This is a genomic window from Burkholderia sp. lig30 (genome assembly GCF_000687455.2).
Classification (GTDB): Bacteria; Pseudomonadota; Gammaproteobacteria; order Burkholderiales; family Burkholderiaceae; genus Burkholderia.
The window spans coordinates 149,242-161,125 of record NZ_JGVW01000086.1; the positions used below are offsets into that span (position 1 = coordinate 149,242).

Consider the following 11,884-nt stretch of genomic DNA (forward strand, 5'->3'; position numbering starts at 1 on the left):
AATCGAGATGAGAAAACCGTCGCAATTCGATGCGATCGTCGTCGGCGCGGGGCCGTCCGGCAACGCGGCCGCCTACGTGATGGCCAGGGCGGGGCTGAAGGTGCTGCAGATCGAGCGCGGAGAATATCCGGGCAGCAAGAACGTGCAGGGCGCGATCCTCTACGCGAACGCGCTCGAGGAGATCATCCCCGAGTTTCGCGACGACGCGCCGCTCGAGCGTCACATCGTCGAGCAGCGGATGTGGATGCTCGACGACACGTCGTTCGTCGGCACCCACATGCGCAGCGACGACTACAACACACCGCCGTACAACCGCTACACGATCATCCGCGCGCAGTTCGACAAATGGTTCTCGTCGAAGGTGCGCGAAGCCGGCGCGCTGCTCATCTGCGAGACCACCGTCAGGCACCTGATCCTCGACGGCGACCAGGTGGTCGGCGTGCAGTGCGACCGCGAGCAGGGCGACGTGTACGCGGACGTGGTCATCCTCGCGGACGGCGTGAATTCGACGCTGGCGAAGAAGGCCGGCTTTCACGGCGAGATCGAGGCCGGCAACGTCGCGCTCGCGGTCAAGGAGATCCTGTTCATGCCGGAGGACACGATCCGCCAGCGCTTCAACATCGGCGAGGAAGAAGGCGTGGTGATCGAGATGGTCGGCCGCATCACCGACGGGATGATGGGCACCGGCTTCCTGTACACCAACAAGGAGTCGCTGACGATCGGCGTCGGCTGCATGCTCGCCGATTTCAAGCGCAACGCGAACCGCACGAGCCCGTACACGCTGCTCGAACAGATGAAGCGCCACCCGGCGATCGCGCCGCTGATCCAGGGCGGCGAGATGAAGGAGTATTGCGCGCACCTGATCCCGGAAGGCGGCTTCCACGCGGTGCCGCAGGTCTACGGCAACGGCTGGATGATCGTCGGCGACTCGGGCGGCTTCGTCAACGCGGCGCACCGCGAGGGCTCGAACCTCGCGATGACGACCGGGCGCCTCGCCGCCGAGACCGCGATCGCCGCGAAGGCGGCGGGACGCGGGTATCGCGCGGGCGACCTGAAGGCGTACAAGACGGCGCTCGACGCGAGCTTCGTGATGAAGGACCTGCACAAGTACCGCGACATGCCGGGCGTGCTGCATCGCAATCCGCAGTTCTTCACGACGTACCCGGATCTCGTCGCGAACGCCGCGCGCACGATGATGACCGTCGACGGCGTGGACAAGAAGAGCAAGGAGCGCGCGATCCTGTCGAGCTTCCGCAAGAGCCGCTCGCTCACCGGCCTGGTGGGCGACGCCTACAAACTTTGGAGGGCATTCCGATGAACGCCATCGCCGTCAATGTCGAGGAAAAGCTGTTCCAGAACCGCTACCGCGTCGATGCGGGGCGGCCGCACATCCGCATCAAGGACGCCGACATCTGCGTCAACGCGTGCGAGCAGAAGAGCTGCACGTTCGTCTGCCCAGCATCGTGCTACAAGGCCGAAGGCAACGGCTCGGTGACGCTCATCACCGATGGCTGCCTTGAATGCGGCAGCTGCCGCATCCTGTGCTCCGACCATGAAAACATCGACTGGGACTACCCGCGCGGCGGCCACGGGATCCTGTTCAAGTTCGGTTGAAGGAGGCGCTTGCGATGTCACGTCCTGTCCGACATGTATTCGTCTGTACGCAAAACCGGCCACCGCAGCATCCGCGCGGCTCGTGCGCGGGCGGCAAGGGCTCGACCGCGCTGCTGCAGGCGTTCTGGGCCGAGCAGCAGAAGCGCCAGGCGTTCGACACCGTCGCGATCACCTACGCGGGCTGCCTCGGCCCGTGCGATCGCGGCGCGAACGTCGTCGTCTATCCCGAGGCCGTTCTCTACAGCGGCGTCACGCCGGCCGACGTCGAGGAGATCTTCACGCGCCACCTGGAGGGCGGCGAGCCCGTGGCGCGCCTCGTCGCGCCGAAGGAGATCTGGTGAACCTGCTGACCGGCACCGAATCGGCCGAGCTGTTCGGCGGCGACGCGCCGCCGTCGGTCCGGCACCTGATCGACTCCGTGCGCGGCGCGGCGCGCGACGAAATCGGCGCGGCACTGTGGACCGCCGTGCTGAGCGCGCCGCGCAGCCTGCCCGCGTATTACCTGCTCTACAAGTTCCATGCGGGCGCGGGCGAGCTCAACGAAGCGCATCAGGTCGCCAGCAAGGCGCTCGCGGTCGCCGCCGAGCAGGCCCGGCTCGCGCGCGACTGGCGCATGGTACGCGCGGACGACGCCGATTTCTCGCGCCCCGGCCCTGCCCGCTTCTGGCTGTTCACGCTGAAGGCGCTCGCGTTCATCCACTTGCGGCTCGACGAGCGGGACGAAGCCCGCGCGCTGCTCGGCAAGCTGCGCGCGATCGACCCGCTTGACCGGGTGGGATTCGGCGTCGTCGAGGCGCTGCTCGCGCGCGTTGGCGGCGGATAACGACAACAACAAGAAACGGGTGCCATACGGGCAACTGGAGGAGCGCGTCGCGGAGCCTGCACCGTGCCGCACGCACGGGCATGACCGCCGGGTCAGTCGTCTTTTGTCGCCATGAGGAAAGGAAGCCAATGAAAGCAACGATCAAACATACGGGGAAGGGCATCGCGGTGCTGCTGGCGGGCGCACTGCACGCGGGGGCCGGTCATGCGCAGAGCAGCGTCACGCTGTACGGGCTGATCGATGCGTCGATCACTTACGCGAACAACCAGACCAGCACCGGCAAGGCGCCCGGCTCGAGCGGCTGGGCGATGAACTCCGGCAACCTGAGCAGCTCGCGCTGGGGCATTCGCGGCAACGAGGATCTCGGCGGCGGGCTGGCGGCCGTCTTTACCCTCGAAAACGGCTTCTCGGTGAACAACGGCACCTTCAACAACGGCGGCGACCTGTTCGGCCGGCAGGCGTACGTCGGCCTCTCGTCGTCGCAGTACGGCGCGGTCACGTTCGGCCGCCAGTACGACTTCATCATCAACTTCGTGACGCCGCTCGGCGCATCGGGGCCCGGCTGGGGCGGCAACCTCGCGATGCATCCGTTCGACAACGACGACTCGATCCAGAACCTGCGCGTCAACAACGCGGTCAAGTACGTGAGCCCGAACTATCACGGCGTGACCGTCGGCGCGATGTACGGCTTCTCGAACGCGCCGGGGCAATTCTCGAACAACAACGCGTTCAGCGCCGGCATCTCGTACGCGAACGGCCCGCTCGCGCTGGCCGCCGCGTACCTGCAGGTCAACCGCGACTCGAACCCGAACAACGTGAACACGACCGGCGCGTTCAGCACCGTGGACGGCGACTCCACGATCAACGGCGGCCGCGAGCGCGTGTGGGCGCTGGGCGGCCGCTACACGCTCGGCGCGGCCTCGTTCGGGCTCGCGTGGTCGCACTCGACGACCGACGACGTGACCGGCGTCTGGCAGGGCGGCAAGACCGTCGGGCTGAGCGGCCGGACGCTGACGCTGGACAACTACTCGATCGACGGCCGCTACTTCTTCACGCCGGCGCTGAGCGCCGCCGTCGCCTACACGTTCACCGACGGCCGCTTCGACGCCGGCAAGCAGTCCGCGCGGCCGAAGTGGAACCAGGTCGTGCTGCAGGGCGACTACGCGTTCACGAAGCGCACCGACGTCTACGTCGAAGGCGCGTACAAGCGCGTGAACGGCGGCAACGGCATCACGGCGTTCAACGCGTCGACGTACAGCCTCGCGCCGTCCGCGACCAACACCCAGGTCGTCGTCTCCGCCGGGCTGCGACACCGCTTCTGATCGCGCACGGCGTCCCGTCGCGCCGCCACCGCCTGACGCGACCGTGTCAGGCGGTGGCGGGCCGGGATGCGGGTGACACAAACTATTCACAAAAAATCATTTGCCCGTTACAATGGCGACCCTCGTGCTCAGGTGGCGAAATTGGTAGACGCACTATCTTGAGGGGGTAGCGCCGCGAGGCGTGGGGGTTCAAATCCCCCCCTGAGCACCATCCTTCAGCGGCCGTCGCGCCGCGATCTCCCCGAAAGCCGTCATCCGCCCATCGCCGGCTGTCTTCAGCCTGGCGCGAGGTGCGCGTGTATTTCCGCCCTGTTGTCGTCAGCCCCCCGTGCGCGCCAGTTCGCAGTGCAGAGCACCGACCTCTTCGGCGCGCTCAAGATTTCGTGCGACGGCGGCCCTTCAACGCGCGCAGCACGCCGTCGAGCAGCGACAGCGGCACATCGAGCGGGCCCGCAACGCGTCGTTCCAGGTCGGTACCGGCGCATGCGGGGCACTCGAGAGGCACGATCAGCACATCGCTGCGCGGCCGGTACACGTGATGCCAGCCGCACGCACGGCACGTGACCTTGACGGGGGAAGCAGGGACGGGCATGAGCGCACCGGCTCCAGGCGCGACGTCAGACTGCGTGTGACGCGCCGTTGGCGGCGTCACGACGCACCTTTTCGATGTACTTGCCCATCGCGACCGTCGATACGATGCCGACCACGAAGGTAATCGCAAATGCGGCAAGACTCTCGAGCGGCGAATTGTTGTTCAGCATGACGATGATCTCCGAAAGGGGGTGAGGCGAATGCCGGTTCCGGACGAACCGGCGTCTCACATCTGAACCCGTGGCGACTATAGGCAGCCATCGGGACATTTCATGTCTCGATCCGCATCCGGTGCGTAGCGGCCGTTCACCGGCCGGCTTGATCCGATGCGGCGACATTCATCGTCGCCAGTCAAACATCCGTTTGCCGGACACGCGCCGCCATCCGGGCGACCGTGCCACTCGCTCCCGCCGTGCGTGTTACGTTACATCCTTGAATGATTTCGATACGGCGCGCATGCGCGAGCTGACGCGACACGGGCCGGAACACCCGTCAGCATGATCGCCCGGCTCCCCCGAAACCGCCTGCGGGCGGGCCTGAGCGGTCATCGCCAAGACATCCGCCGGTCGTTGCGCGGCCATGCCCGTCGACGCTGGTACGGAATCTGCATTGCATCGGGCACAAGAGCCGCGCCGCCGACCGGTGCGGATACAGGCCAACCGCCGCGCGCGTCCACCGGACACGCTCGCCCAACCGCAGAACGGGGCAGAAAAACATGGATGCGCTCCCGAACCAGTCCGACGTGCAATTCAAGCTCTTCCTGGCCCGGCTGCTCGAGCAGCCGCGGTCGGTCTGGAGCGAAAAACAGCAGATCGAGCTCGACATGGCGCGTGCGCTGTCTGTCGAGATGCTGCACCTCGCGGAGCGCATGCGCGCGAACACGGCGGATCTCGAATCCTGCCTGGTGCTGCTCAAGTACGCGAAGGTGCTGGAGTTCATCCTGGCGTCGCTGTCTGCGCGCCGGGACATCAATCCCAGGACGCTGCGCACCATCTTCAGGCTCGCCGACATCAAGGTCCACGACGGCTATCCGGACTGAGCCGGCACCGAACGACGCCGGCAGGCATTAGCGGCCGGCGTCGCCTGGAGACGGGCTCGCTGCGACGGCCGCCGCGCGCGAAGGAACGTTTCACGGTCGAAACAATGGCGCCGGCACCGCTGGCAGCCGATCAGGCAAACGGGCCAGAGCGGCGGCCGCCCGATCCGGCGCGGCAAGCCGCGTTCATGCGACAGGCTGTGCGCCAATCAGGGCGCCGGCGTGCCGCCCCACGCCGGCGCATGGATCGAATCCGCCGCTGGCGCCGTTTCATTCCCGATACATGAAACGATGGTGCGAGCACGCAGCGGCACCGCGCGCGTCACGGCACGCGCCCCCCCGAGCGCGGCCGCCGCGCGCACGCGCACGCCCGCGCACGCCCGCGCACGCCCGCGCACGCCCGCGCACGCGCACGCCCGAGCGCGCTCAGTCCGCCACGTCCCCGCCCTTCGGCACCTGCTTCAGCGCCTTTCTCCCCGGCAGCGGCGACCACGCCGGACGGGTCTTGCGCTGCGAGTCGATCACGACGATATAGCGTCCCGCAAGCGGCGTGACTTCACGCCCCGGATGCAGCACCCAAAGCGATCGCCCGGACGCGACGAGCGCCTCGTATTCCGCGTCGAGGATCCCGTGGCGATCGATGAACTCGTTCAGCGACGCGGCGATCCGCACGCAGCCCTTCGAGTGGCGGATGCCGAGCAGCGGCTCGAGCCGATCGGGATCCGTCGCGTGCATCTGGAAGCGCATCTTCGATGTGCCGCCCTTGCCCCAACCGCGTTCGCCGTCCACCCAGCCGAGATCGTAGATACGCATGTCGTGCCGCCCGTAGCCGCGAATGCCGTTCTGGTTCATCGTGCCTTCGGCGCGGAAGTCCATGTTGCTGGGCGTATGCTCGAACACGCCGAGCGGCGTCAGGAAGTGGTCATACGTGCCCGGCAGGCCCGTCGCGACCGGCGACGCGCCGATCAGGGTCCACGCATTGCCGCGCGTCGTGCGGAAATAGATGAACAGCGCCTGCACGGTCGCGGCACGGTCGACCAGCACCACGTATTCCCCGGCGAGACCGGCGAGATCGTACTCGGCGAGCGTCTGCTGCAGGCGCACACCGTACGCGTGCTGCACGTCGGCGGGAATCGTCAGCCGGCGCGTGACCTCCTGCGCGAAGGTCTGGCGCAGCGCGACCGCGCGCAGCATCGCGCTCGCGGCCTCCTCCGCTGACAACGGCGGTCGACGCGGCGGTGTAACGGCTGCGGCCGGGCTGGCCGGTTCGCCAGTCCCGGCGCTCCCGGCGTTCACGCTGGCCGGCGCGGCGGACGCGTCCCAATCCAGTTGTTCCGCATGGAGCGGATTCGCGGCGCAAGCGATCAGCAGCGCCGCAATGCGCGCGCGAGCACCGGCGCGATCGAACGCCGGCCACCCCAATACGGGCACCCAGGTTTTCTGTCTGTTTTTCATTCTGCGCGCGTGCCCGAATACCGGCCGGACAACGGCGCATATCCCTGCGAACACAAGCCCGCGCCGATCAGGCGGAGCGAAACACGGAAACGGATGCGGCACGTGCCGCGATGCTGACAGTCCAGACTCATTGATCGATGCGGCCAAAACGACGAAGCCGATATTGTAGAGACAGCGGACTGGCTGAAGCGACGCAATCGTCAATCCGCGTACATCTCCCCGCGCATCAGCTGACGCACGCGCGACATGTCGGCCTCGACGTGGCCGGTCCGCTCGAACAGCTCCGCGAGCCAGTCGACGAACGCGCGGACGCGCGGCGACACGTGACGCCCCTTCACGTACGCGACCGACACCGGCATCGCGACCGGCTTCCACTGCGGCAGCACCTCGCGCAGCAGCCCCGCGTCGAGAAGCGGCTGCGCGGCGATGCGCGCGGGCTGAATCAGGCCGAGCCCTTCGAGCCCGCAGGCCAGGTACGCGTGCTCGTCGTTGACCCGCACGAAACCGTCCACCTTCACGGTCAGCGCACGGCCGCCCACGTCGAAATCGAAGTCGACCGCGCGCCCGTTGTGCGACGACATGCAATTCACCGCGACGTGGCCCGCCAGATCGTCGAAGCGCTGCGGCACGCCGTGCCGCTCGAGATAGGCGGGACTCGCGCAGGTGACGTGCTCGATCATGCCGACGCGGCGCGCGGCCAGCCCCGAATCGGGAAGCGGACCGAGCCGGATGCTGCAATCGACCGCCTCGCCGACGAGATCGACGACGCGATGGCTCACGCCGATCGCAAGATCGATGCCCGGATAGCGCGCATGGAAATCGCCGAGCGCCGGCAGGACGATCGACGTCGCGACCGCGCCCGGCATCTCGACGCGCAGCGGCCCGCTCGGCGTGCCGCCGCCTTTGCGCAGGCTGGTTTCGAGCTCGTCGATGTCGGCGAGAATCTGCGCGCACCGCTCGTAATACGCGGCGCCTTCCGGCGTCAGGCTGACACGGCGTGTCGTGCGCGCGAGCAGCGTCGTGCCGAGCATCCCCTCGAGCTGCTGGATGACGGTCGTCGCGGTCGCGCGCGGCATGTCGAGCGATTCCGCGGCGCGGGTAAAGCTGCTGGTCTCGACGATACGCATGAACGTGCGCATCGCCTGAATACGGTCAATCACGGAATCCTCCTGCGCGAACGAAGCGATCGCGCCACAGCGCCGGCACGGACGCGCGGTGCGCGCCCTTGCTCCGGCAGCGCGCGATGCAATGCATGGACGATGCGGAATTTACCGGCCAGGATGGCCATTGACTAGGTGGCTGAATCGGCAAGGGTCTATGAACCCGATTCATGAATGCCGCGCGAGGTCGCGCATGCCCTGCGAGAACATCAACGATTCGGACAGGCAGATGGCGGTCGCCGGCGCACCGGCCGGCTTCGCGAAGCGCGCGGTCGCATGCGGCATCACGCGGCGCGCGCACGCGCGCCGCCGCCCGCCGTCACCGCGAGATCGCTTCGAGCGCGATGCCCTTCGTGCGCGGCCCCATCAGGCCGATTGCCGCAATCACGATCACCATCGCGCCGGCGATGAACATGAACACGCCGGTCGTGCCGAAGCCCTTCAGCACGGCGGCGATCACGAACGACGTGAAGATCGCCGAGAAGCGGCTCCACGAATAGACGAAGCCGACGGCCCGCGCGCGGATCGCGGTCGGGAACAGCTCGGCCTGGTACGCGTGATAGCTGTACGACATGATGTTGTTCGCGAGCGTGAGTCCGATGCCGAGCACGATCAGGAGCGCCGCCGCCGAGGTCTGGCTGAACAGCAGCCCGCAGACGATCGCCATGCCCGCCATCGCGACGATCACGGTCTTGCGCTCGAAGCGGTCGGCGATCGCGAGGCCGATCAGCGGGCCGACCGGCGCCGCGAGCGCGATCACGCTCGAATACATCAGGCTCGTCGTGACCGTGATGCCCTGCTTGATCAGCAGCGTCGGCACCCAGTTCGCGAAGCCGTAGAAGCCGACCGTCTGGAACACGTTGAAGATCGTCATCATCACCGCGCGCTTGCGGTACGGCGGCACCCACATGTCGGTGAAGCTGCCGCGCGCGGGCACCGGCTCGGCGGGCGCGGGCGGCGGCAGTGGCCGGCCGTATTCGGCCACGACCTTCGCTTCCAGCCCACGCACGATGCGGTCGGCCTCGTCGAGCCGGCCCTGCTGCGCGAGCCAGCGCGGGCTTTCCGGCAGCGCGCGGCGAATCCACCAGACGAAGATCGCGCCATGCGCGCCGATCAGCACGACCCAGCGCCAGCCGTCGAGGCCGAACAGCGCGCGCGGCACGAGCAGGTACGCGAGGAACGCGACCACCGGCACCGCGAGAAAGCCGACGGCCTGCTCGCACGCGAACGCGCGTCCGCGAATCTGCTTCGGCACCAGTTCGGAGATGTAGGTGCCGATCGTCACCATCTCGACGCCGAGCCCAAGCCCGACGACGAAGCGCCAGAAATTCAGACCGGCCGCGGTGTCCTGAAACGCCATCACGACGTTCGCGGCGGTGTACCACAGCAGGGAATACGTGAAGATCGCACGGCGTCCGAAGCGATCGGCGAGGAAGCCGCACGCGATCGTGCCGATGAACAGCCCCGCGAACAACGCGGCGATGAAGCTCGCGACGCCCGTCGTGCCGAACAGGCCGTGCGTCGTCGCGGTGAGGATGCCGCTCTTGACGAGGCCGGGCGCGACATAGCCGCTGTACAGCAGGTCGTAGAGTTCGAAGAAGAAGCCGAGGCTCAGCAGCACGACGAGCTTCCAGATGCTGCGGGTGGGCGGAAGGCGGTCGAGGCGGGCCGAGATCGCGCCTGCGTCGAGCGGCGCGGCGGATGCGGGCGGGGAATACGAGGGAATGTCCATCGAGGCCATGAGGTGCGCGTCTCCGAATGTGTTTTTTCGTTCTTGCTCGCCCGGTGCGGCGCGGGCGAGTCCGCGCAATTGTACGGCGCATGCGCGCGCCGCGCACGCGCAGGCTCCGGAGTGGCGCATCGACGATCGGGTGGATCGCCGCGCATCGCACGAACGCGTCCCGGCATGGCCACCGGGACGACGGAAGCCGCCAGTCGGCGGCCTCCGTACACGCGTCAGACGTCGAACTTCACGCCCTGCGCGAGCGGCAGTTCGCGGCTGTAATTGATCGTGTTGGTCGCGCGACGCATATACGACTTCCACGCGTCCGAGCCCGACTCGCGGCCGCCGCCCGTTTCCTTCTCGCCGCCGAACGCGCCGCCGATCTCCGCGCCGCTCGTGCCGATGTTGACGTTGACGATCCCGCAGTCGCTGCCCGCCGCCGACATGAACTGCTCGGCCTCGCGCATGTCGTTCGTGAAGATCGCCGACGACAGGCCCTGCGGCACCGCGTTGTGCACCGCGAGCGCATCCTCGAAATCGTCGTAGACGAGCACGTAGAGGATCGGCGCGAACGTCTCGCGCTCGACGACGGCCGTCTGCTTCGGCATCCGAACGATCGCCGGGCGCACGTAATACGCATCCGCGTGGCCCATCTCGACCCGCTCGCCGCCCTTCACGTCGCCGCCCTGCTCGCGCGCGTCGGCGAGCGCCTTTTGCATGGCGTCGAACGACGCGCGATCGACCAGCGGGCCGACCAGCGTGCCGGCTTCGAGCGGATCGCCGACCTTCACCGACGCGAACGCCTTCTCGAGACGCGGCAGCAGCTGATCCGCGACGCTGCGATGGACGATCAGGCGGCGCAGCGTCGTGCAGCGCTGGCCGGCCGTGCCGACCGCGGCAAACGTCACCGCGCGCACGACGAGATCGAGATCCGCGCTCGGCGCGACGATCATGCCGTTGTTGCCGCCGAGTTCGAGGATGCTGCGCGCGAGGCGCTGGCTCAGCACCTTCGCGACTTCGATGCCCATCCGCACGCTGCCCGTCGCGCTGACGAGCGGCACCTTCTTCGACGAGGTCATCACCTCGCCGACGTCGCGCGCGCCGAGCACGAGCTGGTGCAGGCCTTCGGGCACGACGCCCGGATGCGTCTTGTCGAATTCGCGCACCGCCTTCGCGAGCAGCGCGTGGCACGCGATCGCCGTGAGCGGGGTTTTCTCGGACGGCTTCCAGACGACGGGGTCGCCGCAGACGAACGCGAGCGCGGCATTCCACGCCCACACCGCGACCGGGAAATTGAACGCGGAGATCACGCCGCACACGCCGAGCGGGTGCCAGGTCTCCATCATCCGGTGGCCCGGCCGCTCGGACGCGATCGTCAGGCCGTACAGCTGGCGCGACAGGCCGACCGCGAAATCGCAGATGTCGATCATTTCCTGCACTTCGCCGAGCCCTTCCGACGCGATCTTGCCCGCCTCCAGCGTGACGAGGCGGCCGAGCGCGGCCTTGTGCTCGCGCAGCACGTTGCCGAACACGCGCACCAGCTCGCCCCGCACCGGCGCGGGCACCGTGCGCCACTTGAGGAACGCCGCGTGCGCGGCGTCGATCTTGCGCTCGGCGTCGGCGGGGCCGTCGACGGCGAGCGTCGCGAGCGTTGCGCCGTCGAGCGGCGAGCGGGCGGTCAGCGCATGGCCTTTCCACTGGTCGAGATCGACGCCGAGCTCGGCGAGAATGTCGTTGAATTGCATCACTTCCTCTCAGGGACAGGTTGATCGGTGCGGCAAGGCCGCTCTCATGATTCGATTGGAGCGCGTTCGCAGGCTGCGCGCAAGCGCGGCACGCAGTCGATGCGAGGGTGGCAAGCGTTGCATTGTCGGCGGCCGAAAGCCGTGCGGCTATTGATATTAACTCACGACTTCATTCCGGAAACGCATCAACTGGCGCCGGCGGCAATATCGCCCCCGCGGTGCGCCGATGGTTCGCGCATGGCTTGCGCGTCGCCGCGTGCCCGTCAGACAGGCCGCGCGCTCGCCAACCCGTGCTCATCGTCATACTTAATGAGTCGAATGCATGATGTAATTCATAAAACTCGTTTGCGACGAGAGTTTTGACTCACCACAATGCGCCTGACGCCTAGGTGTGCTAAATGCGCATCCGGCAAAC

Annotated in this window: 12 protein-coding genes and 1 tRNA gene; 7 read left to right on the plus strand and 6 right to left on the minus strand. The window is 67.6% G+C overall.

Annotated features, from left to right (window positions below; genetic code table 11):
• Positions 1-7: 7 nt before the first annotated feature.
• From LIG30_RS16700 to LIG30_RS16725, 6 genes are all read left to right on the plus strand, one after another.
• On the plus strand, positions 8-1,318 hold the full coding sequence (locus LIG30_RS16700; protein WP_038713702.1) for an FAD-dependent monooxygenase: 1,311 nt from the start codon (positions 8-10) through the stop codon (positions 1,316-1,318).
• Positions 1,315-1,614, plus strand: coding sequence for a ferredoxin family protein (locus LIG30_RS16705; protein ID WP_038713703.1), 300 nt, complete (start codon positions 1,315-1,317; stop codon positions 1,612-1,614). Before LIG30_RS16700 ends, LIG30_RS16705 begins: the two co-directional genes overlap by 4 nt.
• A 14-nt stretch (positions 1,615-1,628) precedes the next feature.
• On the plus strand, positions 1,629-1,955 hold the full coding sequence (locus LIG30_RS16710; protein WP_038713748.1) for a (2Fe-2S) ferredoxin domain-containing protein: 327 nt from the start codon (positions 1,629-1,631) through the stop codon (positions 1,953-1,955).
• Entirely contained in the window at positions 1,952-2,437 is a 486-nt protein-coding gene (locus LIG30_RS16715; RefSeq protein WP_038713704.1) for a hypothetical protein, read from the plus strand. The genes LIG30_RS16710 and LIG30_RS16715 overlap by 4 nt, the downstream gene beginning before the upstream one ends.
• 128 nt (positions 2,438-2,565) lie before the next feature.
• The gene (locus LIG30_RS16720) at positions 2,566-3,759 is read left to right on the plus strand and encodes a porin (protein WP_083494067.1); all 1,194 of its coding nucleotides are present in this window, start codon (positions 2,566-2,568) and stop codon (positions 3,757-3,759) included.
• A 126-nt stretch (positions 3,760-3,885) separates the two neighbouring features.
• Positions 3,886-3,970: transfer RNA gene (locus LIG30_RS16725), tRNA-Leu, on the plus strand.
• Between the two features lie 162 nt (positions 3,971-4,132).
• On the opposite strand, the gene LIG30_RS26455 is transcribed toward LIG30_RS16725, so the two are convergent.
• Together LIG30_RS26455 and LIG30_RS27010 are read right to left on the minus strand one after the other, a co-directional pair.
• Positions 4,133-4,351, minus strand: coding sequence for a hypothetical protein (locus LIG30_RS26455; RefSeq protein ID WP_152986124.1), 219 nt, complete (start codon positions 4,349-4,351; stop codon positions 4,133-4,135).
• 25 nt (positions 4,352-4,376) lie between these two features.
• Positions 4,377-4,520 (minus strand): hypothetical protein, encoded by a 144-nt coding sequence (locus LIG30_RS27010; protein ID WP_200929694.1) that lies wholly within the window; start codon positions 4,518-4,520, stop codon positions 4,377-4,379.
• Between the two features lie 545 nt (positions 4,521-5,065).
• Between LIG30_RS27010 and LIG30_RS16730 the strand changes: the two genes are divergently transcribed.
• Positions 5,066-5,389, plus strand: coding sequence for a hypothetical protein (locus LIG30_RS16730; RefSeq protein WP_038713705.1), 324 nt, complete (start codon positions 5,066-5,068; stop codon positions 5,387-5,389).
• Positions 5,390-5,812: 423 nt separating this feature from the next.
• On the opposite strand, the gene LIG30_RS16735 is transcribed toward LIG30_RS16730, so the two are convergent.
• The 4 genes from LIG30_RS16735 to amaB form a co-directional block, all read right to left on the minus strand.
• Positions 5,813-6,841, minus strand: coding sequence for a L,D-transpeptidase (locus LIG30_RS16735; protein ID WP_235510323.1), 1,029 nt, complete (start codon positions 6,839-6,841; stop codon positions 5,813-5,815).
• A 200-nt stretch (positions 6,842-7,041) separates the two neighbouring features.
• Complete coding sequence (locus LIG30_RS16740; RefSeq protein ID WP_038713706.1) at positions 7,042-8,001, minus strand: LysR family transcriptional regulator; 960 nt, start codon at positions 7,999-8,001, stop codon at positions 7,042-7,044.
• Positions 8,002-8,320: 319 nt separating this feature from the next.
• Positions 8,321-9,733, minus strand: a complete 1,413-nt coding sequence (locus LIG30_RS16745; RefSeq protein ID WP_152986130.1) for an MFS transporter — start codon at positions 9,731-9,733, stop codon at positions 8,321-8,323.
• Positions 9,734-9,957: 224 nt separating this feature from the next.
• Positions 9,958-11,469: an L-piperidine-6-carboxylate dehydrogenase gene (amaB, locus tag LIG30_RS16750; RefSeq protein WP_038713708.1), complete on the minus strand. Its 1,512-nt coding sequence runs from the start codon at positions 11,467-11,469 to the stop codon at positions 9,958-9,960.
• Positions 11,470-11,884 lie beyond the last annotated feature (415 nt).

Coding starts and splice junctions, on each gene's coding strand:
- LIG30_RS16735 (WP_235510323.1), bottom strand. CDS start 6,841: ATGAAAAACAGACAGAAAACCTGGGTGCCCGTATTGGGGTGGCCGGCG.
- LIG30_RS16705 (WP_038713703.1), top strand. CDS start 1,315: ATGAACGCCATCGCCGTCAATGTCGAGGAAAAGCTGTTCCAGAACCGC.
- LIG30_RS16730 (WP_038713705.1), top strand. CDS start 5,066: ATGGATGCGCTCCCGAACCAGTCCGACGTGCAATTCAAGCTCTTCCTG.
- LIG30_RS16710 (WP_038713748.1), top strand. CDS start 1,629: ATGTCACGTCCTGTCCGACATGTATTCGTCTGTACGCAAAACCGGCCA.
- LIG30_RS16745 (WP_152986130.1), bottom strand. CDS start 9,733: ATGGACATTCCCTCGTATTCCCCGCCCGCATCCGCCGCGCCGCTCGAC.
- LIG30_RS26455 (WP_152986124.1), bottom strand. CDS start 4,351: ATGCCCGTCCCTGCTTCCCCCGTCAAGGTCACGTGCCGTGCGTGCGGC.
- LIG30_RS27010 (WP_200929694.1), bottom strand. CDS start 4,520: ATGCTGAACAACAATTCGCCGCTCGAGAGTCTTGCCGCATTTGCGATT.
- amaB (WP_038713708.1), bottom strand. CDS start 11,469: ATGCAATTCAACGACATTCTCGCCGAGCTCGGCGTCGATCTCGACCAG.
- LIG30_RS16720 (WP_083494067.1), top strand. CDS start 2,566: ATGAAAGCAACGATCAAACATACGGGGAAGGGCATCGCGGTGCTGCTG.
- LIG30_RS16700 (WP_038713702.1), top strand. CDS start 8: ATGAGAAAACCGTCGCAATTCGATGCGATCGTCGTCGGCGCGGGGCCG.